Source organism: Glutamicibacter sp. NPDC087831 (genome assembly GCF_044742845.1).
GTDB lineage: Bacteria > Actinomycetota > Actinomycetes > Actinomycetales > Micrococcaceae > Glutamicibacter.
The window spans coordinates 285,551-308,104 of the sequence record NZ_JBIUVH010000004.1; the positions used below are offsets into that span (position 1 = coordinate 285,551).

Below are 22,554 nucleotides of genomic sequence, written 5' to 3' on the forward strand. Positions count from 1 at the left end.
ACGTCCGCTAGTGCAAGTTCTGACTGCAGGTGGCGCCTCGGAATACGAACGTATTAATGCATTCTGATTTATATGCATTGCATATGATCATATCTAGTAAATTCGCTTTTCACTTCGATGTTGCCAAAAAGTTAGAATTAGACGCATTCGCGCCTCGCTCTCGTGGCTGCAACCTCACGATCCGGGATCCACGCTGTGTCCACAACGGGTTTGGAGCAGGAGTGGGCAAGAGCCCCCACAGATTGAATCGTCCCGGGTTTTATGCCGCTTTCTATTGAGAGAATGGAAAGCATGCCCAAGCAGTACACCCCCGAAGTCAAAGCCCGCGCAGTGGACTACATCATGGAACGACTTGACCGCTATAAGTCGGTCTACGCAGCCTGCAATGACATGGCTCCAAAGCTGAACGTCGGTAAAGAAACCCTGCGCCGCTGGGTGCTCCAAGCCCAGGTTGATTCCGGTGAACGAACCGGACCGACCAGCGAAGAACTCGCCGAGATCAAAGCGTTGAAAGCCAAGGTCCGGGACCTTGAAGAAGCCAACGACATCTTGAAGTCATCAGCGATTTTCTTCGCGAGGGAGCTGGACCCTCGCCGGCACTAATCACCGAGTTCATCGACCAGCAACGCGAACACGGCTACGCAGTCCAGCAGATCTGTCAGGCCCTGAATACTCAGGGCCTGAAGGTTTCTGCCCGCACGTATCGCAGTTGGAAAGCAGCTGAACCAGCACCATGGGTCGTCACGGACGCACTCATTTTGAACGTTCTTCATGACCTGCAGAAACCTGATGAAAAGACGGGGAGACCGAAGCCCGAGGTTCTTTATGGGCGGAGGAAAATGCTGGTCTGGTTGCAGCGCAACGGCTTCCCTGACATCTCAAAACACACCGTGGATCGGCTGATGCGTGTGGCTGGGATGAATGGGCTGGTGCGGGGTCGGAGAACGACTACAACGATCCGCGCTAAAGATAAAATCCGGGCGAAAGATCTATTGAATCGGAACTTCTATACTGATGCACCTAACAAGGTGTGGGTCACTGATTTCACTTATGTTCCGATTCGTGGCGGGTTCGCCTATGTGTCCTTCGTGATCGATTTGTTCTCACGCCGGATCTTGTCCTGGGCTTCGTCGACCTCGCATGACACCGAGTTTGTGGAGGAAGCTCTCCAACTGGCCCTATGGCAACGCCGGATTGAGCAAAAAGCGCATGTGAGATCGGCCTTTGGCACCATCCACCATTCAGATGCGGATAGTGAATATACCTCTCAGAGGTACACGCAGACGCTGGCGATGGAGGGGCTGGTGCCGTCGATCGGAACGATTGGGGACGCGTTCGACAACGCGGCCGCCGAAATGGTGATGGGGTTGTTCAAGAACGAGGCGGTTGCTAAGGATTCACCGTTCCGCACTGGAGTCTTGGCTACCAAGGCGGACGTGGATGACGTGGTCGTGGAATGGGTGCACTGGTACAACAACGACCGGTTGCACTCGACCCTCGGATATCGGGCTCCGGTTGAATTTGAAGAACTCTATTATGATGAAATGAGCGGCTCGTTACCCGATGAAGCCGCCAGTAAACTGGCGGCGTAATTTCCGGGACGGTTCATTGCGCTTCAGTCAGTTGGTAGAGAGCTTCGATCATGCGTTTGACCTCATCAGGACGTACCGCTCTTCCCTGCAATGGTTGATGCCTTGCTTAAGAGGTTTCAACAGCGATTCCCAGCACAGGTTTCGGGCGCTCTGAAGTGAAGCGGATCTGTCCAACGGCAGACTGGTGGACGATCTTCAGCAGCCAAGTTAGTGCGGTAGTTCGCACAGTGGCGAAGCCATCAACATGTCGTTAATCGTCTGAAAATATTCATTGTGCGGCTTCCTGCCTTTGGACTTCATCGCTCAGTTGACGGGCGTCAAAACCGAACACCCTTGGGACAAGTCCGCCATAAGGCTGCGTAGCTGCTTCATCTCCTTGTGCGGCTTGAAGCAAGAGAGCCTCATCCGGCGCTGAACCGTCGGTGATTTCGACTGCCCAATTCGGGATCTTGGGTTCAACGACCCCATACCGTCAAGGACATTGCTCTCGTTCAGGGCAGTAGCTGCAGGTCAAATCTTGGGTAGACGGAAGCCAGGGAACGGGCCCCCAAATCGTGCATCGCCCGTCCCCTGGCTTCTTCAGCTTGATGCTGTAGTACTACTTCTTTGCCGGTGGCATCAGCACCGAATCAACGAGGTAAACGGTGGCATTGGCAGTCTGCACGCCACCGCAAATGACCTTGGCATCGTTGACCATCAAGTCATCGCCGCTGCCGCTGATCTTGACCTTGTCACCTTCAACGGTTTCCAGATCACCCTTCAACTCATCGGGAGTTATCTGGCCTGGGACCACATGGTAGGTCAGCACCTTGGTCAGCATGTCAGCATCCGACACAACAGCGTTCAGGTCTTTTTCTGGAATGGCCTTGAATGCGTCATCCACAGGTGCGAAGACGGTGAACTCATCGCCGTTGAGCGTGTCCACCAGATCCACGTCCTTGTTCAGCTTTCCCGACACGGCCTTGGTCAGGGTGGTCAGCAACGGGTTGTTGGACGCTGCCACGGCTACCGGATCCTGGGCCATGCCAGCAACGGAGCCGTCACCTTCGGGCACTGCTTCTGCGTACGCCGCACATCCTGAACCAACAAGGTTGGCGGCTGGATCCATGGCCGATTCGCTGGCCATGCCCGAATCCTCAGATGCTTCCGGGCTGCTAGAAGCCATGCTCGATGCCGAACTTTCGCTGCTGGGAGTGGACTCGGCGCTGTTGTCCATCGAGCAGGCGCTCAATCCGAACGCGGCTACCGCGGCAATCGAGAGCAGTCCTACCGTCTTGCGCTGCATGGTTTTCATGTCGAACTCCTTACCTGGCGACCCCGTTGGGCCAGTTGGTTTTCCAAACCTCTTGGTTTGGGTTTTCACAGGGCATTCGGGGCAAAGTGGTTCGCGGATTGGAACTTATTTAAAGATTTTCTGTTCCGCACATTAGGGGCTCATATCATGACTGATTGCTAGCGCTTAGCCGAGGCATAGAGCTCGTTGACGAAGCCGTTTGCTCTCTCAAGAAACTTACTTCGCTTGAGTTTCAAAGTCGGTGTCAGCAGTTCACTGTTTTCCCCTAAATCGGTAGAAAGCATAAGAAACTCTTTGACTTGTTCACTTCTTGCTACCCGCTTATTGGCTGAGCTGACGGAGTCGAGGACGACTTGAAACAAGAGCCCGTTTCTAATCCTGTCAATTGACCCTTCTGTGCGAGGCTGAAAAAGGGATGCGTCTGTAATCCCTTGGCTAGAGGCCCACTGTTTGACTGCTTCCGGGTCAATCAGTACGAGGCATCCCAAGAACGGCTTACCTTCTCCAACCATTACCGCGTGGGCAATCAATGGCTCAGTTTCGACGTATCCTTCCCATATGCTGGGGGATATTGTCTTCCCTCCCGCAGTTACTATGACATCTTTGATTCTTCCCTTCAGCGTGATGCGCCCAAGGTTGTCCAAGGATCCCAGGTCTCCTGTGCGGAAGAAGCCATCGGTGAAAGCGTCGGCGTTGTCGTCGGGATTGGTATATCCAGCAAATACGCCGATTCCTTGTGCGAGCACCTCACCGTCGTCCGATATTCGTACAGTGGTCCCAGGCATCGGAACTCCCACGGTTCCAGACTTGATCGACCCGGGCATATTTCCCGTTAGCGGCGCTGTAGTTTCTGTCAGCCCATAGCCCTCGATTACTGGCAAGCCAATACCCCTGAAAAAGAGGGAAACTTCTCTATCTAGGGTTGCAGCTCCTGATAGCAGGTACTCAAGACGACCGCCGACTACTTTTCTTAGACGCGAGTAGAAAATCCGATCAAAAATGAAATGTCTCATCCTAAGGCTAGGAGAAGCTTGCTTCGACGAAGCGGTATCGTGTCCCTCAGCCATCGCGCCCCACTGCGTTGCCGTGTCGCTGGCCCACTTCCAAATACGATTCAGGCGTTTCTGATTGGCGGCCTGTGCTGCGGAGTCTTGGATCTTCTGTAGCACCCGTGGCACTACTACGAGAAATGTGGGTTTGAGGAATTCCAAAGACGGTATTACTTCTTTGGGTTCTGAGAGATGCGCGATGCGCATCCCGTTAGCCAAACAAATCAGCTGTAGACCACGAGCCAGAACGTGGGCCATGGGAAGGAAAATAATCGTATTTCCTGTCTCCTTAACCACTTCAGTGTAAGCGGCAGCAACATTGAGTACTAAGCCAACGAGGTTACCGTGCGTAATTAAAGCGCCCTTGGGTGCTGCCGTCGTTCCCGAAGTGTAGACGATAGTCGCTATCGTCTCTGACGTTGCCAACAATCGTCGTTCTTCAACAGCACCATCGGTGATAGATTTCCCTTCGTCAACAAGATCCTCAAGATCGAGATCGTTCCGGGTGTCCATTGTCCAGATTCTCGACCCGCATATTCCCGCGCCACTTAGCCCGCGCTCGAGAATCGAGGCGTGGTCGGTGCTTCCAGCAACTATAAATTTTGGGGAGCAATCGGCAAGTATGGCTGTGACCTGATCAAGCGACGAAGTTTCATAAATAGGGACCACGACCGCACCTGCAAACCATGCCGCCATATCCACCTGAGCCCATTCGTAGCGTGTAGGTGACATAATCACAAGCTTGTTTCCAGGTTGCAGCCCACTAGCGATGAGCCCCTTAGCCAATGCCTGCACTTCGAGAAAAAATTCTCGAGTAGTTATTTGCTTCCAGGGGGCAGCAACGGGACCATCAGCAGATCGAACTTCGAATGCTATATGTTCAGGCGAATTCTTCAGGCGCTCCATCAAGAGATCGGTGGCATTCCTGTGCATGTGCGAAGTGGCCAATAGCGGCGTCGCAAATTCCCTCATAGCTCGTCCTTCCGGGCAGGGGTAACGGTGGATATCAAATACGGACAGGACTAGCCTGCTGTGGACTACTTCTCGGTCAGGCGTCATTCAAGGTAGGCATTGTTGGGCGCTATCATCTCAGATAGGCAGCATAAGCAGGGACGAGGCAAGGTTCGCATAGCTTGGTTTCAAGCTTGTTTAATGTGGGGCTTGAAGCCAAGCTATGCGTTCCGTTTCGACGTAACAACTAGTCAATCGAGATTAGAACGGTTTTCGTCCAGCATTCAGAATGCTTGATTTGTTCAGTCCGGCCAATTTACAGGTCGTGAACAGTTCTGGGGACGAAAGCTGTTTCTGCGATCCTCCGCCAACAGTAAGCATCTCTTAGACGATAGCCCCGCGAAGAGATGCCATGAGAAGCGTCAAGCCGCGATTCCGTCAAAAGCTTTGGCTCAACCTGTGTCCAATAGTATTGCCCGGTCCCAGAGAATATGATGAGGCGACTCTTGGATAAAAGTATCGCAGGATCCCTGGATTGTCTCTGAGGGAAATTTAACGGAGGAAACCTCATAATGAAGAGCAAGGAACGCAAGGCGCTGACCGCTATGCCTGTAGTGCTTCTGCTAGGTGTGCTGCTTGCATTGTCCGGTAGTGATGGCGGGATTACATGGGGTTCGATGCCCCTCTTCGCTCTGGCTGTACTGGCGTCCTTTATAGCCCAATGGATCGCATTCATACCTTCATTCCTAAGGCAAACAGAGAGATTCTACGACCTGACCGGAACCCTGACCTATACAGCAGTCACATTGCTCCTGCTTCTCTTAGTCCCTGAAGTTCATTCAAGATCGCTACTACTGGCATTCATGGTCCTGGCCTGGACTCTTAGGCTGGGAATCTTCCTCTTCAGCCGTGTCACTAGGGACGGCAAAGATGATCGCTTCGACCAGATCAAACCGTCTTTTATCCGGTTTCTCAGCGTCTGGACCATTCAGGGTCTCTGGGTCTCTTTCACTGCTGCTACTGCTTGGGCTGCTATGACCTCGGAATACTCTAGTGAATTGGACGGATTCGCACTGGTCGGACTCGTCATCTGGGCGATTGGGTTGGGTGTGGAAAGCCTAGCCGATCACCAGAAATCAATTTTCAAACGCGACCCGCAAAATCAAGGGAAATTCATCTCCTCCGGACTCTGGTCCAAATCTCGCCATCCCAACTATTTCGGAGAGATTCTGCTTTGGATCGGCGTGGCTGTTGTGGCCGCTCCGGCGTTGCAGCACTGGCAGTGGGTTGTGATGATCTCACCGGTATTCGTCGCCGTGTTGCTCATCAAGATCAGCGGAATCCCGCTGCTTGAAGCGAAAGCTGAATCAAAATGGGGAGGCCGCGCCGACTATGAAACCTACAAGGAAAACACGCCGGTGCTTATTCCTAAGTTCTGGTAGGAAACGGTTTGCTGAAATAGTTGCTGATGCTCTCTAGACTCTGGCACTTCTAGAATTTGCTCTATGTGAAGTCGTCGAGATGCAAAACGAATCTAGACCAGATAAAGCGGGCTGCGCATCGTCGACAGGCGTAGGTTGCCCTGCATCGCAGGTGACAGCGCGGGCCAACCTGGCCAGTGCGAATCTGCCAACCGGCCATGCTGGATAGTGGGTCTGATTGCCACTGCGATGCTGAGCCTCGGAAATTTATGATGCTTCCGCCACTAAGCGGAAGGCGCGAATGCTTTAACGGAAAATTCCTCGTAGGCCTCTGTCGACCTACGAGGAATTTTGGCCGGATGCAGCCGCTTATGAGATATCCGCAGGGGTAGGGAAGCGCTACCCACAGATGTTTTTAGTCTTCCTCGGACTGGGCAGCGTCATTTTCTGAGGAAGCTTCCTCCCTGGCCTTTTCTTGATGGATCACCGCGGCCAGCAGTTTTTCCATTTCCTTTGCAACACCGGCAGCCGAGGCAGGGTTCTGACCGGTGACCAGACGCTCGGATACCTGGACATTTTCCTCGAAATCATCGGCGGCGATATGGTTGGCCCCCTGCTCAACAAGTTTGTCGGCCAATGAGAATGGAATGATCTTGTCCTTGCCGACCGCGACTTCTTCATCGTTGGTAAAGACAGCAACATCCTTGCCGCTCAGCAACTTGATTCCGTGGTGCAGTTCTACATCCAGTAACCCTGCCGGACCGTGGCATACTGCGCCAACTATGCCTCCACTGTTGTAGACGGTCCCGATGAGCTTTTGCAAGAATTCGTTGTTGGGGAAGTCCCACATGGTGCCATGACCACCGACAAGATAGATGGCATCGTACTGGTCCGGATCAACTACCTCGACCCTGGCCGTGTTGTAGAGGCCTGCTCTCGTGGTTTCGTCTTGGGTGAACTGCACCTGAATCGGATCATCGGTATCGACCGTATCTTGTGGCGGCTGCCCGCCCTTGATGGAGGCGAAGTCGACGAAATGTCCCGAATCCCGGAAAACCTTCCAGGGATGAGCCGCTTCTGCGACGTTGTATCCGGTGGGTTCCCCTCCTGCACCGAGTTCGGAAACGCTGGTGAGGACCATGAGGATTTTCTTCACGTTAATGACCTTTCATAAATTTCGGCTCCCCAGTTTCCATTTCCTATGCTGAGGGGGAATCTGTGGAAGATATCGTGAATCTTGTTCTGAATCGTGGTCTCGCTCCGTGCTGTAGTCTTGCAGACCGCGGAAGACTTGCAGATCTGCTGCTGGCTTCTCACGCTGTCAAGCTACACGCATGAGGGCTGATTCTCGAAGTGTTTTAGCGCTTGAATCAGCGATCACAGTTTCTTTAGCCTAAGATTGTTTTTTGGCATCTTTGATAGAGTCCTTGACGTCCTCCGCCGATTGCTTCGCCTTTGCTGCGGCTTGGTCCTTGAGCCCTTCGGCTTGCAGGTCCTTGTTGTTGGTGGCATCGCCCATGCTTTCTTTGGCTTTGCCGGATACTTCCTGGGCTTTGTTCTTGATTTTGTCTCCGAGTCCCATGATGCTTCCTTTCGATTGGGTGACTAATACAAACTATTAGGTCAGGGTCGTTCTAGCGGATGGCCCGGATTTTTTGGGTTGGAAATCAATGTTCACGTGTTTCTCCGCGAACTGGGCACCGAGAGCTTGCTCCGTCTGAGGAATAAGAACGTCCCGAATCAGGCCTATGCCATCGATTGGCCGGGCATCTGCACGCAAAGTGAAGCGTGCGTAGAGTACGGGGTTCTTCGCTGTTCCATTGATGCGGATATCTGCGCTGTCGACCTCGGGGGTGCTTTCAGCTGCTTCCTCGGCGGCCATGGAGACGGTCCTCGAATCAACGGTGGAGACACCAGTGCCATTATCGGAACGGTAGATGAAAGTTGGTTTGCCTGGTTTCTTAGGTAGAGCTGACATCATTACAAAGAGCAAGATGATCGTCATCATGGCTAGTGCGCCGGCTAAGTAAATGCCTAATTCTGGCATTTGTGCAGGGAAAGTATCGATTAAACGCGTCTGTGCGAGTCCGTTTCGAGTTGAATCCCAGCTTAGCCAGGCCACGGCAGCACCACTTGCCATAAGAAGCAGCCCGAGAAGCGCCAGCATGACTCGTTGCCGAATACTGTTGGGTTTCCACAAATCTACTGCCCTCCTCGGGTAGTTGCTTTGACGCTGACTCTTATCGAATGTGCCAGCGGGATTGCGGATAGCTTTTTTTGGACGTTCGCTTGCACCGACTGTGAAATATCGCTGGTTTCATGCACCGGAGTGAAAACGCTGACATGCAGCTTCTTACCCCGCAATGTCGGCGAGGCGCTACCCACCCCATCAGTGCGCTCTGCTTCATAGCGGGCCAGGTTGGCCAAGCCGCGGTTTTCCGCAACCCACTCTTCTTGTTCGTCGACTGAGTCCCATTCAAGCAACGCTGTTCTGTGCTTTCCCGGGACTAAGGCAACAATGAACAGAAGCAGTCCGAGAATTGCAACGCCCACAGCTACGGCGATCAAATTGTTATTCGCCCAAACAATGTTCTTGGCAGAATCCAGAAATCCGGTTACCCAGCTCGGCCAGGAACCGCTGTCCAGTCTGATCAGGCAAATCACCAGGGACGTAGTTGAGATGCCTAATAGCACTATGCAGGTACTGAGCAGGGTTGCAGTTCTGGCACTGCGGACATGCCAAAATCTGCTCATAACAGACTCCTCTCCCCAGCGTTTGCTGAAACTGCATGAAGCCAAGCAACGTCGATGTCGACTTGGACAGACGAGACCCCCAAGAATTGAACGAGCTCATCTGTCACTTGTTGACGTATGGCCTCGCAAGTTTGCTGCAGGCTCAACGGATATCGGATGCCGACTTTCAGCTTGACTGCTACGGTACCCCCGAGAACGTCGGCCGTAGCAGCAGGCTTCCCTGCGATAGCGCGAGGTTTGCCCAATTGCAACAGGCCGCCAGAGCTGGCTCCGACTCCAGGGATCTTGGAGGCGGCTTTGGCTGCGATCTTGGAATAGATCTGGTTATCCACAGTAGTAGCACCCACAGTGGCACTTTTTGTTTCCACCCTGGTCACCGCCTACGGGTAATGAATACACGCTCCCAATCGACGCGGGTCTGCAGGAACCAGCCGACCACACCACCGATGAGCACGAAGAATGCTACGACTATGAACTGGGTGAATGAGCCGAACGCTATGAGCAGTCCGGCCACTAGCCCTATTGCCAGTCCCCACCTGAGCTTATCCATGGGTATTCCTTTCGTTGCCCATCGGCAGTGTTGTGGCCTACTTCAAGTCTTCGCGCGGCTCGTCGTCTTCGTCATCTTCTGGCAGGTGGACGTCGGTGACATCGATGTTCACTTCGATGACTTCCAGTCCGGTGGCACGTTCCACCTGGGAAACAATGTTCGCGCGGATGTCCTCGGAGACCTCCACAATTGAGAATCCATAGGAGACGACGATGGAGACGTCGATCGCGGTCTGCTGCTCGCCCTTTTCCACGCTCACCCCGCCTGAGGTGTTCGCCGAGGCACCTGGGATGCGTTCTGCCAGGGAATTGAAAGTTCGGCGCGCAGCGTTGCCCATTGCGTATACCCCGGGCACTTCGCGTGCTGCGATGCTGGCGATCTTCTGAACAACCCGGTCTTCAATGGTCGTCTTGCCCAATTCGGTGTGCAGTGGGCCCGTAAGGTGCTCTTCCTGAGCATCCTGGTTCCCCTGGCGCTTGGCTTGACGTTCCAGTTCCTCGCCAGTTGGCTTGATTACCTTGTCGTTCGACATTGGCTGTGCCATGTTCTTCACTCCTATATCGAGGGAAACTTTTTCGCTTACACTCATACAGACGAGGTCCGTACCAATATCCTCACACATAATTTAAGTGATCTACATCACAATAGGGGGATTGTGTGGATGAATTAAAACGGTTAGCGGTCGTGGGCCGGTCCCGTGAGGGTGATTCAGAAGCTTTCGGAATGCTCGTTGCCGAACTGACCCGGGGCTTAGGAGATACTGCCGTTCCTTTTTTGAGAATTGGCAAGATGCGGATGACGCGGTGCAGGAAGCTTGGATCAAAGCCTGGAGAAGCATGCACACCCTCCAGCAGAATGGCACCTTCAAGACGTGGCTTTTTCGAATGACAAGGAATATTTGCCTGGACCGAGTTCGTTCAGCCCAAAGTCGTGTTCACGTAGTTGATGCCGAAGAATTCTCCGGGCAGCCGGCAGCGGAGCACCTTTCGCCCGAATACCTAGCTGTGCAGCGAAGTGAGGTTGATAGGGCGTGGAATATCGTCGCCAAGCTACCATCGACCTTGAAGCAGGCTTTTGTTCTGGTATGCCTTGAGGACATGACCTATGAGCAAGCAGCTACAATCGCCAACACGTCAGAATCAACTATTCGAGGACGGGTCGCGCGGGCCCGCAAGGCAATTATCGAGGCGGTGTCATGAAAACCCTTCCCTGCGGACGCACGATAGAAGACATACTCCACAAGCTAGATGACTCACCAGACCCTCATGAGCTCGAATGCCGCTGGTGCCATCAAGAACGGCGCCACTTAAAGGACCAAACCAGAATCGTTCTGGATCAGCTTAGAAGCGAAGATTACTCTGCGGGCAGCAGAGACTTAAGTAGCAATGTTCTGAACAGGATTTCCAAACTACGACCCACGCAGAGGACTTGGGAAGCAGTCGTACGAGAAACAGGAGACGATGTGCGCATTTCCTCAAGCGAGATTATCAGCGACATCAGGCAGCAGTTCTCGCGATCCCAAACTGCGCAATTGAACTACGCCGAAGTCAAGGCCACGGACGCGAGAATCCCCCATGTTCAGTGGCTGGTCCGATGCACCATCAGCATGCTCAGCGAAGCAACTGTCCAGCAGATCGAGCAAGAGATCTTGGAATATGTTCAGGTCGGCCTCAGTACACGTTTGCTCGTAGAACAATTACGAGTTGAGATAACGGTGGAAGATGTCCATGGAGAAATTCTCAGTTATACGGAAATTACACGCTGATTCCCTCGGCCCAAAGGTAGACCGCGGATCCTAATATAGCTGCCCCCGATGTTACGTCTCAGTGCCCGACAAGCAGCGCTTCGGCCGAAGCGCAAAAGTTCACCTATCCGGCGAATCATCAGGAGAGTTTCTTCGATGGCGCTGTAGAAAGTGGATCGCGCGGGACACACGAAATCGCCAACGAGCTGAGCCAGGGCTATCTGGTAAATGCGACCACTTATCTTGACACCGGAACTAGATCAGGCTGATGTCTGCATAGCTATAGAGAACCCAGCTGAATTAGTTTCGGCGTAAGGCTAACCCCGTAGAGCGGGACGTTACCCGAAGCTTCGTTATGTGCGGCAGAAGCAAATTGAGTATTTACTGCTTTACAGAACTCCAATTGAATCGTCCCGGGTTTTATGCCGTTTTCTATTGAGAGAATGGAAAGCATGCCCAAGCAGTACGCCCCTGAAGTCTAGGTACGCGCAGTCACCAGGGGGTGAGGACCGCGTTTATCGCGAGAAGAACGATAGCTCGGTACTCATGTTCGTTTCATTATTTGGCACCGGGGTTTTGGTTGCTCCTTCATGGGCGTTAGAAGCTGGCAGAGAGCTACCCGATTCTGAACTGGCCAGCCACGCGAAACTTTTGGAACTCAGCACTCCCTATGGTGGGCGGGCTCTGGGGGTGGCGAAGCTGTACTTCAGTGATTCAGCTCCATCATTGCCAAACCCAAACCCAAACCCAAACGCCGAGCTGAGCCGTGCACGAACGGACGCTGTTGATCTAGAAACAGCCTGCCCAGACGAGGACACCGCGGAAGTCGGATTGAGTGAGATGGAGAATACCTTCATATTGCTCAGCGAATCAGAACGTGATTCGCTTCCTGTGGCGGGTGCTGGCTATGACGTGTGGGAAGAAAAGCTGGCCCACCTCGGCGCGCTCGTAGCACCTACCAATCGTCGAAGTGGACTCGGTTTTCAATCTGTCGCTTTTGCTCAGAAGCATGCAATGGACGCCGGCCTGAGTCCTCAATGGCGCGTGCACGTTGATAATGCAGCGTCAATCAGAACGGCGCTGCGCGCCGGGTTTAAGTATGCGGGGACCCAAACCACCGTAATTCTCAAGAACTAGCGCAGCTCCTATGTTCAGTGGGCGGTGCGTTTGAAAGCGATGGCAGCCAGAGCTGCGGCCTGAACTGCGAGCACCGCGTCATCAAAGACGACACGTGGCGAGTGATTCCACTCTGCTTCCGACGCGCTCAATTCCGGTGGAGTGGCCAGTAACGCGATGAATGTGCCGGGAACTTCATCGAGCACAAAAGCGAAATCCTCAGATCCCATCATTGGTGATGGCATGATCGCCACACGCTGTTCGCCGTAGATTTCGCGCATCGTTTCCAGTGCCGCTTCGGACTCAATCGGATCGTTCACGGTCACCGGGTAGAGCGTTTCAAAACTCACGTCTGCGGTGAGCTCATGGGCTGCTGCCACACCATTGATGACACGTGGCAGGCCTTCCTCCAAAACAGCCAGCGATTCGTGGGACATGGTGCGGATAGTGGCCGCCAGCTCGACACTTTCCGGGATGACGTTGATTGCACCGTCTCCGGTGGACAGTCGGGTGATCGAGAGGACCACCGGGTCGAAGGCATTGAACCGTCGAGTCACGAAGCTCTGCAGGGCCAGGACGAGCTCGGCCGCGGCAGGAACTGGATCCAAGGTGTGGTGGGGTTGTGAGCCATGTCCGCCGCGCCCTTTCAGCTTCACGGTTAGCTGATTTGATCCAGCAGCTACGGGGCCGCTTCGTGTTGCAAAGACTCCTCGCGGGCCGGGGCCCACATGGATCGCGTAGGCGGCAACTGGAGGTTCTCCGGCTGCGGAGAGCAGTCCCTCTTCGAGCATGATCTTGGCGCCGCCGTGGCCTTCTTCGCCTGGCTGGAACATGAAGATGACCGAGCCACGAAGTTCACTTTGGCGAGATGACAGCAACTTAGCTGCGCCAACTAGTCCTGCAGTATGCAGATCATGGCCGCAGGCGTGCATGTTGCCGTTGGCAGAGGCAAAGTCCAGATTGGTTTCTTCGGTGATCGGCAATGCGTCCATGTCGCCACGAAGCAACACCGTCGGGCCGGGCCGTTCTCCTCGAAGTACTGCGGTGACCGAGCTGGTGCGCGTGCCGGTGGTGATTTCCAATGGCAGCCCTCCGAGCGCGTCGAGCACCTTTTGCTGGGTGCGGGGCAGATCGAGCCCGAGTTCGGGGTCCGCATGCAACGCGCGGCGCAGTTTAATCAGTTCGGGAAGTATGGTTTGCGCATCAGCAGTAAAGTCGGCAGTGGTCATGAATCAGCCTTTCGTAGGCGTCGTCGACGGACGGGCAGGGCGCCTCAGGATGCGAAGAGTTGACTATGCTGATTATTCAAAATTTAAGTATTCACTAATCAAAGCGTTTATTCCGAACGATTTGAATGTTATTAGCACGCGAGTGAGTATACGCCTCGCAGTTGTGCCATCGTCAAGTTGCCAAGACGCTTTTTGCTGCATCTCACAACTTTCCAGATTGAGAGGAAAAATTGAACGACCATAAGTCGAGCAGTTTCCGCAGTTCCCTCGGATACACCTCGCTGACCCTGGCCTCGCTCATCGCAAGGCCGAACGCCGCCCAGCGCAGATCCATATTCTCGGTGCGCACGAGGCAGCTGTTCTCACCGATCTGCTGGATCTGGAACCAGCGGCCAATGAGCGGCTCCAGCTTTTCGGCGCTTGCCTGAATCCGAGCGCTCACTTCTGGTTGCCCGCTGCCGCGCAATCCTACGCGCACAAAGGCCGCCGCATCGCCACCTGGCACTTCACGCGGCGCAAACCGCAATGCCCTGGGTGAGGGGTTCAATGCGCGATCCACCCGGAAACTGCGCCAGTCATCGCGGTCCAGATCAAAGGCCACCAGATAGTAGCGGTTTCCCACGTTCACTAGCTGGACCGGTTCTACGCGGCGCGAGGTTTCTGCTGACTTGGCATCCTTGTAGTCGAAGGCGATTCGTTCATGATCGCGGCACGCCTGGGCCAATGCCACCAGTACCGCCGGATCCACCGGATCCGTTGCGGAGGACTGGGAATTGAGCGGGACAGTGCTCGCGGTCAGCGCCTGCGCCCGCTTCCTCAATCTGGCTGGCAGCACGGGCACAACTTTTCCCATGGCCCGCAACGCGGCCTCGGCCAGCGCAGAAGAACCGCTGTGCACGGTGGATTGCAATGAGACTACCAGCGCGACGGCTTCCTCATCGTCGAGCACCAAGGGAGGCAGCGCGGTGCCGGAGGCCAGCTGGTAGCCGCCGCCCACGCCGCGATCAGCCTGCACCGGATAACCGAGATCGCGCAGCCTGTCGATGTCCCGGCGAACGGTGCGCAGGCTGACATCCAGGCGTTCGGCGAGCTCGTCTCCTGACCAATAGCGATGGGTCTGCAGCAGCGAGAGCAGGCGCAAGAATCTGGTGCTGGTACTCATGCAACAAGTCTGCCTTGATTTAGGACAAAAACTGGCACTTTTCACTTCTACTCTGGTTACTACCAGCTGGAAATACCGGCTGCAGCTTATGCCAGGAGGCAATCATGAGCACCATGTCCATCACCAACACCACCCTCACCGGGGAACGCGCGGACCTGCTCCAGGCTCTGGCCAACGCGAGGCATTTCCTGCGTTTCACTGTCCAGGGCCTGAACGACGAGCAGGCATCGCAACGCACCACGGTGAGCGAGCTGACCCTCGGCGGGTTGATCAAGCACGTGACCGCGGTCGAAAAGCAGTGGCAGGGATTCATCGTCATGGGCCGGGCGGCCATGGCCTGGGACGGAGCGGATTTCAGCCAGATGCCGCCCGAGGCGGTCGAAGCCTTCCTCAATGAATTCCGCATGCAAGACGGAGAAAGCCTGGAAGAGCTGCTGGAGAACTACGCGCAGATTGCCGACCGCACCGACGCGCTGCTGGCAGAGGTGGACCTGGATACCGTGCATGAGCTGCCCTCGGCCCCGTGGTTCACCGACAAGCAGTGGTCGGTGCGCCGCGCCTTGCTGCACATCATTGCCGAGACCACCCAGCATTCGGGGCATGCGGACATCATCCGCGAATCCCTGGACGGGCAGAAATCGATGGGCTAGCCCCCGATGTAGGACATCTCGATGCGCTTGCGGTTGCCTGGGGTCAGCGCGGCGCGCAGCTCCGAGTAGTTGTCATCGCGCTTGCGCCAGTGCCCGGTCAGTGCCTTGGCAAGATCCTCATCGCTGATCCCGTCGCGCATGAGCTGGCGCAGGTCGTAGCCGGAGCCGGCGAACAGGCAGGTGTAGAGCTGGCCTTCGGCCGAGACCCGGGCGCGCGAGCAGTTGCCGCAGAAGGCGTTGGTGACGCTGGAGATCACACCGATCTCTCCGGCGCCGTCCTTGTAGCGCCAGCGGTTGGCCGTTTCACCCGGTTCGGTTTTAGTCACCGGTTCCAGCGCCCAGCACTTATTGACCATGGCCACGACCTCGGAGGAGGGCAGCACCTCATCCAGCTTCCAGCCGTTGGTGGTGCCCACATCCATGTATTCGATGAAGCGCAGGATCGCCCCAGTGCCGCGGAAGTGCTCGGCCAGCGACAGGATCTCCGAGTCATTGACCCCGCGCTTGACCACGGTATTGATCTTCACCGGGCCCAGGCCCACTTCACGGGCCACGTCGATGGCGTGCAGTACCCGGGAGACCGGGAAGTCCACGTCGTTGATGGCCTTGAACTTCTCGTCATCCAAGGAATCCAGGGATATGGTCACGCGGTTCAGCCCGGCTTCCTTCAACGCAGGTGCGAGCACCGGCAGCGCCGACCCGTTGGTGGTCATTGCCAGATCCACCGGCTGGCCCTCGGGGGTGCGCAGCTTGGCGAGCATGCCCACCAGGTCCACGATGCCACGGCGCAGCAGCGGCTCGCCGCCGGTCAACCGCAGCTTGGTGACCCCCAGCGAAACGCTGACGCGGGCCAGCCGCTCGATCTCCTCGAAGCTGAGCAGCTCGGAGCGCTCGCGGAAAACGAAGTCGCGGCCGAAGATCTCCTTGGGCATGCAGTAGACGCAGCGGAAATTGCAGCGGTCTGTCACCGAAATCCGCAGGTCATGCAGGGGCCGTCCACGGGCATCGCCCAGGGTGCCGGCCGCTTGTGCTTTCATACACTCCACAGTAGCCCCCGGCACCGTTGCGTGGAAGACGGTTAACCTGAAAGTAACAAATCAAGTACGCAAAATGGATCGGCCCCGGTTGGCTCGACGGTAGCATTGGCACCAGCCCCCGATTTCAAGGAGATCCCATGCAGCACCGCCCGTTTCCACGGTTCCGAGCCCTTGCCGGGCTCGCGGCGGCCGTGCTGGCTTTGGCGGGCTGTTCGGCCAGCGGCTCTTCCGATCAGGCCGCGTCCGAACCCATCACCATCTCCGCGGCAGCCTCCTTGCAGAGCGCCTTCGAACAGATCTCCGAGGAGTTCACCGCAGAACATCCGGAGGTGCAGATTGCCGGCATCTCCTATGACGGCTCTTCGACCCTGGCCACGCAGATCCTTGAAGGCTCAAACGTGGATGTCTTCGCCTCGGCAGATGAACGCAACATGCTGGAGGTGACCGAGGCCGGGTTCGGCCACGAGCCGGTGATCTTCGCCAGCAACACCATGGTGATCGCGGTGCCGCAGGAGAACCCGGCGGATATCGATTCGCTGGAAGACCTTGCCGGGGCCACCACGGTGCTGTGCGCGCAGCAGGTGCCGTGCGGCTCGGCCTCACGCCAGCTGCTCCAGGCCCAGGGCGTCGAAGTGGTCCCGGCCAGCGAGGAGCAGAATGTCACCGCGGTGCTGCAGAAGGTGGCCGCCGGCGAAGCGGATGCCGGACTGGTCTACGCCACCGATGTACTGGGTGACGAAAACGTCGCCGCGATCGTTCCGGAAGGAGCCGACGAGGTCGTGAACACCTATCCGATCGCCACGCTGGGCCAGAACCCCGGCGCGCAGGCGTTCGTGGACTTCGTGATCAGCGAGCGCGGCCAGGAAATCCTGGCAGAGCACGGTTTCGGCACCGGGGCTGCGCAGGCCAATGGCTAGCGATACCGGGGTACGGGTTCCAGGCTTCGCCATTGCCCCGGCCTTGCTGGGCGTGGGATTGCTGGTGCTGCCGCTGCTGGCGCTTCTCACCCGTGCCAGCTGGTCCACGCTGGTGGCCGATGCCACCAGCCCCCAAGCCCTCTCGGCGCTCTGGCTGAGCTTGCGCACCGGGGTGGCTGCCACCGCCCTGTGCGTGCTGCTCGGCGTGCCGCTGGCGGTGCTGATGGCCCGCAGTTCGGCCCGGGTTGCCCAGCTGTTGCGGGCCTTGATCGCCGTGCCGCTGGTGCTGCCGCCCATGGTCGGCGGCGTGGCCCTGCTCTTCCTCTTCGGGCGCACCAGCCCCATCGGCCAGTTCATCGATTCCCTGTGGGGGATTACCCTGCCCTTTTCCACCGCCGCGGTGGTCATTGCCCAGAGCTTCGTGGCCCTGCCCTTCCTGGTGCTCTCCGTGGAAGGATCGCTGCGGGCCGCCGGCGCCGGGTACGAACAAGCCGCCGCCACCCTGGGCGCCGGGCGCTGGATGGTGCTCACCCGCATCACCTTGCCGCTGGCCGCCCCCGGACTGGTGGCCGGCGTGATCCTGTGCTTCGCGCGGGCCATCGGCGAATTCGGGGCCACCGCGCTATTCGCCGGCAACGCGCCGGGGGTTACCCAGACCATGCCGCTGGCCATCTACACCGCGTTCAACGGGGCTGGAACTGGACGCGACTCGGCCGTTGCCCTGTCGATCCTGCTCCTGGCCACCGCGGTAGTGGTGCTGCTGCTGGTGCGCGCCTGGCGTCCGGGGGCCTTGAAATGACATTGAAGGTTGCGCTGCGCGTGCCGCGCACCGGATTCGACGTGGCCGTTGAATTCGAAGTGCCTGCCGGCAGCACGCTGGCGATGATGGGCCCTAGCGGCTCGGGCAAGTCGACCATTGTGCATGCGATTGCCGGGATCCAGAAGATTGCCGAGGGGCGCATCGAGCTTTCCGGTTCCCTGCTGGCTGACGCGAAGCAGCACCGCCCGCCGCACCTGCGCGAGGTGGGCCTGCTGGGCCAAGACCCGCACCTGTTCCCGCACCTGGATGCGCTGAAGAATATCGCCTTTGGCGCCCGGGCCGGGGGACTGGACAAGGCTGCCGCCAAGGCCGTGGCCGCCGAATGGATCGGGCGGCTGGGACTGGAAGAAATCGCCACCCACCGGCCCGAGGCCCTCTCCGGCGGGCAGCGCCAACGCATTGCGCTGGCCCGGGCCTTGGCCGCCCAGCCCAAGATCCTGCTGATCGACGAGCCCTTCGCCTCGCTGGATGTCGAAGCCGCCATGGACATGCGCGCATTGGTGCGCGAAGAGCTGGAACGCACCGCGACCAGCGCCATCGTCGTCTCGCATTCGGCCGCCGACACCTTGGCGCTCGCCGATGACCTGCTGGTGCTGGAACGGGGAAGCATCATTGCGCAGGGAACCGTCGAGCAGGTCTTCGCCGATCCGGCCAACCGTTTTGTGCGCGCGGTGGTGGCTACCTTGCCAGCGCAGCACCCCAGGAGCATCCAGGGAGAGCAGCCATGAGCACCGTCAATGAACCCGTGGAACTTGAAGTGCACCGCGCGCGGCTGCTGTCGCAGGTCGTGCCGTTGGCCCCGCAGCAGATCGAGGTGGCAGGCGGTTTCGCCCTCCTGCACGGCGCGGTGCTGGCCGAGGATGCCACCTCCACGCACCCGTTGCCGCTGTGGGACAACTCGGCGATGGACGGCTATGCGGTGCGCTCCGAGGATACCGCTGAGGCGCCAATTGCCCTGGAAGTCGTCGGCGAAGTGCCCGCGGGCAGCGGCTGGGACCCGAAGCTGGAACCGGGCCAGTGCGTGAAGATCATGACCGGTGCTCCGATCCCGACGGATGCCGATGCCGTGGTGCGCATCGAGGACACTTCAGCCGCTGCAGATGGCTGGGATGCCGCCACCGTGCAGATCCATGGGCCGGTGCCAGCAGGCAAGGACATCCGCCGCAGCGGCGAGGACAAGGCCGCCGGTGACCTGGTGGCCTATGCCGGCGAGCAGCTCACCGCGGCCCGTCTTTCCGCCTTGGCGGCAGCCGGTGCCAGCAAGCTGTCGGTGCGCACACGGCCCAAGGTGGCCGTGCTGGTCACCGGGGCGGAATTGCTTGCGCCCGGTGAACGGCTCTCGCGCGGGCAAATCCCGGAAACCAATTCGCTGCTCATGGCAGGGCTCCTGGCTGAATCCGGCATACAGGCAGCTACCGTGGTGCACTGCGTGGATGACACTCAAGCGGTCCGCGAACAGCTGGAGGTGCTCGGCTCCACGCATGATGCCATCCTGAGCACTGGGGGAGTAGGCCCCGGCGCCTACGATGTGATGCGCCAGGTGCTGGAAGCCGAACCGGCAGTGCAGGCGGCCCGGGTGAAGATCCGCCCCGGCCAGCCGCAATGCGCGGGCCGTTTGGAGGCCGGTGCGATGGTCTTCGCCCTGCCCGGCAACCCGGTCAGCGCAGCAGTCAGCTTCGAGCTGTTCGTGCGCCCGTGCCTGCGGGCCATGCAAGGCCACCGCGAGGTGCTGCGCCCGACTTTGCGCGCCATCGCCGCGGTGGGATGGAAAGCCGCGGCCGGACGCATGCAGGTCATCCCGGTAGTCTTCGAGCCTGGGGAGCAACTGCGGTGCGCCCCGGCGGTTCACGCCAGCAGCATTTCCCACTCGGTGGGCGGGTTCGGCGCTGCCCAGGGCTACGCGCTGGTCCCGGCTGGCGTCAACCAGATCCACCCCGGCGATGAAGTCGAGGTACTGGGGATGATCCCATGAGCACGCGGCAGCTCGCCAACTTCAATGCCCTGGTGCTCGCCGGCGGCAGGGGCTCTCGGCTGGGCGGCGAAGGCAAAGCCGAAATAGAGCTGCACGGACAGCGCCTGGTTGACCGCGTGGTCGCCGCGGCCCGCACAACCGGCGCACTACGCGTCGTTGTGGTCGGCCCGGATTCCGCTGGTGCCAAGGCCGATTCCGTTCTCCGGGAGGATCCGCCATTCGCTGGTCCCTTGGCAGGCATCGCTGCCGGGCTTGCAGAACTAGCTGCCAGCGCAGGCAGTGAATGGACCATGGTTCTGGCCTGCGACCTGCAACGGCCGGTCGCGGTGGCCACTGCGTTGATCAACGACTTTGGGCAACGCGCAGCCGATGGCTTGCTGCTGGTTGACGCGCAAGGCCACACCCAATGGCTGGCTGGAATCTATCGCACCTCGGCACTGGCTTCGGTCTGCGCAGAGCTGGGCGGGAACCTGGTCAATGCCCCGGTGCGCCGAGCCTTGAATCAGCTGCAGCTGGCGCGGGTACCGGTGGATGATGAAACCAGCAGCGACATTGATACCCCGCAGGCACTGGAAAGCGCCCGCCAGAATGAAAGGAAAGCCATGGCACAGCATCTGCCACCCGAAGCACTGAACGATTGGCTGGAAGCAGCCGCCAAGGAATTGGGTCTGGACTCCGGCGAAGTGGATATCGCTACCGTGCTTGATGTTGCCAAGCATGTAGCTCACGAGGTGGCCCGACCAGCAGCACCCCTGAGTACCTTCCTGCTCGGACTTGCGCTGGGCAGCGTCAAGGGAGACTTGTCCGGGCTGTCGGAGCAGCTGGTTTCCCGGGCGCATCGATGGGCCGACGAGCATCCGGAGGGCGTTGCATAAGTAGCACCGTGTTCCCTTCGCCTCAGCAGGGACCGGCCGTCATGGAAGGCCAGCTGCACCGGGTGGTCGACGGAAGCGGATTCCGGATTACTCACCAGACCCACCTGTTATCTGGGACTTTGCAACCAGCGTGAGCGGAGGCCAGAGGGCCCACCGGACGGGCAGTTCGCGGCGCGGGGATGTTCAGGCAGATGTATGGCTATGGACCAGCTTCTTGCGCTGCGCTGGTTAAAGGCCCGTCGATGGCAGGCCGGCGCTCCAGATATCCCGGAAGCTCATCGGATCCCCAGCAGGTGGCCAGTGGGCCTCAGTGTAGACCATGCTGGCAGGATGTGAAGCCCAAGAAGAATCGTGGCGTCGGTAGCGGTTCCGTGTGCTTGGGTCGGGCGCACCACGAGGTGCGCGTGCACCTCGTACTGGTTTTTCGGTATCAGCCGGTGGATAGCGCGACGCTGGCTGCCAGATGATAATGAACGGAGTCCCGGTAGCTGCATGCCCGATACTGTTGAGCGCTTTTGCCAGTGGCTCAAGGGCTGAGTGGAAAAACTGCCACCGTCTGGATATGTCTTTTATCCGCGAGCTGTATCAAATAGGATTTATTTATGAAGACCCTGTTCGTTGTTTCTACCATTCTTTTTGCTGTTTGTTCGGTGCTTTCCTTTAGCGGAAATCCGATGGTTGGCATCTTTGCGGCCGTGGCCAGCTTGTCATCGCTGGCGGGATTCTTCGTGGTTCGAAATCGCGAGGCGAAGGCTTAGCCCACGTACCTCTCGTCGATGGAGCCGTGGCGTTCACGGTAAACTCGAGAACTATGGCTATCGGCGCGACTATACACACCTTTGAAGTTCAACTTGCTGATGTAGATCGCGGGGTTTACGAGGATCTTTCGCTCCGTGTTGCGCAGCATCCGTCAGAAACCGATGCCTACATGGTCACCCGTGTGCTGGCCTACTGCCTCGAATATGAAGAAGGCATCGCCTTCTCGGCCGGAGGCGTTTCCACCGGGGAAGAGCCAGCCATTTTGGTCAAGGACCTGACCGGACTCATCACCGCGTGGATTGAAGTGGGCGCCCCCGATGCCCAACGCCTGCATTTGGGCAGCAAGCGGGCAGACCGCACCGCCGTCTACACGCACCGCGATCCTGCCAAGCTTCTGGCTTCTTGGCGCGGCAAAACGATCCACCAGTCGCAGGAGATCATGGTGCGCTCCTTCGACCCCAAATTCATTGATGCAGCGGCCCAAGCATTGACCCGCCGCAACACCATGTCCGTCTCGGTGACCGAGGGGCAAATCTACCTTGAATTGAACGGGACGAATCTGGAAACCCAGTTCAGCACGCATGAGATTGAGTAGAAAAGCTTAATCTCTGTTTCAGCTCAGTGTGGGGTCGCAGTCATCAGCGCGCTGAAACATGGCCGGT

The 22,554-nt window shown here is 57.8% G+C and carries 25 protein-coding genes and 1 pseudogene; 14 read left to right on the forward strand and 12 right to left on the reverse strand.

Annotation, left to right across the window (positions count from 1 at the left end; genetic code table 11):
* The first annotated feature begins 291 nt into the window (after positions 1-291).
* Together ACIOJF_RS14310 and ACIOJF_RS14315 are read left to right on the forward strand one after the other, a co-directional pair.
* Complete coding sequence (locus ACIOJF_RS14310; protein WP_402741783.1) at positions 292-603, forward strand: transposase; 312 nt, start codon at positions 292-294, stop codon at positions 601-603.
* Between the two features lie 11 nt (positions 604-614).
* Positions 615-1,592 (forward strand): IS3 family transposase, encoded by a 978-nt coding sequence (locus ACIOJF_RS14315; protein WP_402741806.1) that lies wholly within the window; start codon positions 615-617, stop codon positions 1,590-1,592.
* Positions 1,593-2,190: 598 nt separating this feature from the next.
* On the opposite strand, the gene ACIOJF_RS14320 is transcribed toward ACIOJF_RS14315, so the two are convergent.
* Entirely contained in the window at positions 2,191-2,886 is a 696-nt protein-coding gene (locus ACIOJF_RS14320) for a fasciclin domain-containing protein (RefSeq protein WP_105659206.1), read from the reverse strand.
* Between the two features lie 158 nt (positions 2,887-3,044).
* On the reverse strand, positions 3,045-4,907 hold the full coding sequence (locus ACIOJF_RS14325; RefSeq protein WP_105659205.1) for a long-chain fatty acid--CoA ligase: 1,863 nt from the start codon (positions 4,905-4,907) through the stop codon (positions 3,045-3,047).
* 551 nt (positions 4,908-5,458) lie between these two features.
* Between ACIOJF_RS14325 and ACIOJF_RS14330 the strand changes: the two genes are divergently transcribed.
* Positions 5,459-6,328, forward strand: a complete 870-nt coding sequence (locus ACIOJF_RS14330) for a DUF1295 domain-containing protein (RefSeq protein WP_105659204.1) — start codon at positions 5,459-5,461, stop codon at positions 6,326-6,328.
* A gap of 394 nt (positions 6,329-6,722) precedes the next feature.
* On the opposite strand, the gene ACIOJF_RS14335 is transcribed toward ACIOJF_RS14330, so the two are convergent.
* The 7 genes from ACIOJF_RS14335 to ACIOJF_RS14365 all read right to left on the reverse strand — a co-directional run bounded on the left by ACIOJF_RS14335 (position 6,723) and on the right by ACIOJF_RS14365 (position 10,155).
* Positions 6,723-7,463 carry a type 1 glutamine amidotransferase domain-containing protein gene (locus ACIOJF_RS14335; protein ID WP_105662471.1) on the reverse strand — a complete coding sequence of 247 codons (741 nt, stop codon included), beginning with the start codon at positions 7,461-7,463 and terminating at the stop codon, positions 6,723-6,725.
* A 237-nt stretch (positions 7,464-7,700) separates the two neighbouring features.
* Positions 7,701-7,889 (reverse strand): CsbD family protein, encoded by a 189-nt coding sequence (locus tag ACIOJF_RS14340; protein ID WP_105659223.1) that lies wholly within the window; start codon positions 7,887-7,889, stop codon positions 7,701-7,703.
* Between the two features lie 36 nt (positions 7,890-7,925).
* Positions 7,926-8,474 (reverse strand): hypothetical protein, encoded by a 549-nt coding sequence (locus ACIOJF_RS14345; protein WP_402741784.1) that lies wholly within the window; start codon positions 8,472-8,474, stop codon positions 7,926-7,928.
* Positions 8,475-8,509: 35 nt separating this feature from the next.
* A complete protein-coding gene (locus ACIOJF_RS14350) occupies positions 8,510-9,061 on the reverse strand; it encodes a DUF6286 domain-containing protein (protein WP_105659221.1) in 552 nt (183 codons plus the stop codon).
* Positions 9,058-9,438: an Asp23/Gls24 family envelope stress response protein gene (locus tag ACIOJF_RS14355; RefSeq protein WP_402741785.1), complete on the reverse strand. Its 381-nt coding sequence runs from the start codon at positions 9,436-9,438 to the stop codon at positions 9,058-9,060. Before ACIOJF_RS14355 ends, ACIOJF_RS14350 begins: the two co-directional genes overlap by 4 nt.
* A complete protein-coding gene (locus ACIOJF_RS14360; RefSeq protein ID WP_105658843.1) occupies positions 9,435-9,611 on the reverse strand; it encodes a DUF2273 domain-containing protein in 177 nt (58 codons plus the stop codon). Before ACIOJF_RS14360 ends, ACIOJF_RS14355 begins: the two co-directional genes overlap by 4 nt.
* A 37-nt stretch (positions 9,612-9,648) precedes the next feature.
* A complete protein-coding gene (locus ACIOJF_RS14365; protein ID WP_286134380.1) occupies positions 9,649-10,155 on the reverse strand; it encodes an Asp23/Gls24 family envelope stress response protein in 507 nt (168 codons plus the stop codon).
* 211 nt (positions 10,156-10,366) lie between these two features.
* On the opposite strand from ACIOJF_RS14365, the pseudogene ACIOJF_RS14370 reads away from it, so the two are divergent.
* The 3 genes and pseudogenes from ACIOJF_RS14370 to ACIOJF_RS14380 all read left to right on the forward strand — a co-directional run.
* Positions 10,367-10,810 (forward strand): annotated as a pseudogene (locus ACIOJF_RS14370) (RNA polymerase sigma factor); the annotation flags it as partial.
* A 263-nt stretch (positions 10,811-11,073) separates the two neighbouring features.
* Positions 11,074-11,376, forward strand: a complete 303-nt coding sequence (locus tag ACIOJF_RS14375; RefSeq protein ID WP_105658840.1) for a hypothetical protein — start codon at positions 11,074-11,076, stop codon at positions 11,374-11,376.
* A 525-nt stretch (positions 11,377-11,901) separates the two neighbouring features.
* Complete coding sequence (locus ACIOJF_RS14380; RefSeq protein WP_105658839.1) at positions 11,902-12,492, forward strand: GNAT family N-acetyltransferase; 591 nt, start codon at positions 11,902-11,904, stop codon at positions 12,490-12,492.
* A 14-nt stretch (positions 12,493-12,506) separates the two neighbouring features.
* Here ACIOJF_RS14380 and ACIOJF_RS14385 read toward each other — a convergent pair whose 3' ends face one another.
* Positions 12,507-13,700 carry a M20 family metallopeptidase gene (locus tag ACIOJF_RS14385; protein ID WP_402735357.1) on the reverse strand — a complete coding sequence of 398 codons (1,194 nt, stop codon included), beginning with the start codon at positions 13,698-13,700 and terminating at the stop codon, positions 12,507-12,509.
* Between the two features lie 202 nt (positions 13,701-13,902).
* The gene (locus tag ACIOJF_RS14390; protein WP_105658837.1) at positions 13,903-14,862 is read right to left on the reverse strand and encodes a YafY family protein; all 960 of its coding nucleotides are present in this window, start codon (positions 14,860-14,862) and stop codon (positions 13,903-13,905) included.
* Positions 14,863-14,966: 104 nt separating this feature from the next.
* Here ACIOJF_RS14390 and ACIOJF_RS14395 point away from each other — a divergent pair, with 104 nt between their 5' ends.
* Positions 14,967-15,512 (forward strand): DinB family protein, encoded by a 546-nt coding sequence (locus ACIOJF_RS14395; RefSeq protein ID WP_105658836.1) that lies wholly within the window; start codon positions 14,967-14,969, stop codon positions 15,510-15,512.
* Here the strand turns inward: ACIOJF_RS14395 and moaA are convergent.
* Positions 15,509-16,549 (reverse strand): GTP 3',8-cyclase MoaA, encoded by a 1,041-nt coding sequence (gene moaA, locus ACIOJF_RS14400; RefSeq protein WP_105658835.1) that lies wholly within the window; start codon positions 16,547-16,549, stop codon positions 15,509-15,511. The two genes, ACIOJF_RS14395 and moaA, sit on opposite strands and share 4 nt — an antisense overlap.
* 137 nt (positions 16,550-16,686) lie before the next feature.
* Between moaA and modA the strand changes: the two genes are divergently transcribed.
* From modA to ACIOJF_RS14435, 7 genes are all read left to right on the forward strand, one after another.
* On the forward strand, positions 16,687-17,466 hold the full coding sequence (modA, locus tag ACIOJF_RS14405; RefSeq protein ID WP_105658834.1) for a molybdate ABC transporter substrate-binding protein: 780 nt from the start codon (positions 16,687-16,689) through the stop codon (positions 17,464-17,466).
* Entirely contained in the window at positions 17,459-18,265 is an 807-nt protein-coding gene (locus ACIOJF_RS14410) for an ABC transporter permease (protein WP_332499125.1), read from the forward strand. Before modA ends, ACIOJF_RS14410 begins: the two co-directional genes overlap by 8 nt.
* On the forward strand, positions 18,262-19,014 hold the full coding sequence (locus tag ACIOJF_RS14415) for an ATP-binding cassette domain-containing protein (RefSeq protein WP_332489267.1): 753 nt from the start codon (positions 18,262-18,264) through the stop codon (positions 19,012-19,014). The genes ACIOJF_RS14410 and ACIOJF_RS14415 overlap by 4 nt, the downstream gene beginning before the upstream one ends.
* Positions 19,011-20,258 (forward strand): gephyrin-like molybdotransferase Glp, encoded by a 1,248-nt coding sequence (gene glp, locus ACIOJF_RS14420; protein WP_105658831.1) that lies wholly within the window; start codon positions 19,011-19,013, stop codon positions 20,256-20,258. The genes ACIOJF_RS14415 and glp overlap by 4 nt, the downstream gene beginning before the upstream one ends.
* The gene (locus ACIOJF_RS14425; protein ID WP_105658830.1) at positions 20,255-21,133 is read left to right on the forward strand and encodes an NTP transferase domain-containing protein; all 879 of its coding nucleotides are present in this window, start codon (positions 20,255-20,257) and stop codon (positions 21,131-21,133) included. The genes glp and ACIOJF_RS14425 overlap by 4 nt, the downstream gene beginning before the upstream one ends.
* 602 nt (positions 21,134-21,735) lie before the next feature.
* Positions 21,736-21,891 (forward strand): hypothetical protein, encoded by a 156-nt coding sequence (locus ACIOJF_RS14430; protein WP_166650883.1) that lies wholly within the window; start codon positions 21,736-21,738, stop codon positions 21,889-21,891.
* Positions 21,892-21,944: 53 nt separating this feature from the next.
* Positions 21,945-22,487 carry a YaeQ family protein gene (locus tag ACIOJF_RS14435; protein ID WP_105658829.1) on the forward strand — a complete coding sequence of 181 codons (543 nt, stop codon included), beginning with the start codon at positions 21,945-21,947 and terminating at the stop codon, positions 22,485-22,487.
* The last annotated feature ends 67 nt before the right edge of the window (positions 22,488-22,554 follow it).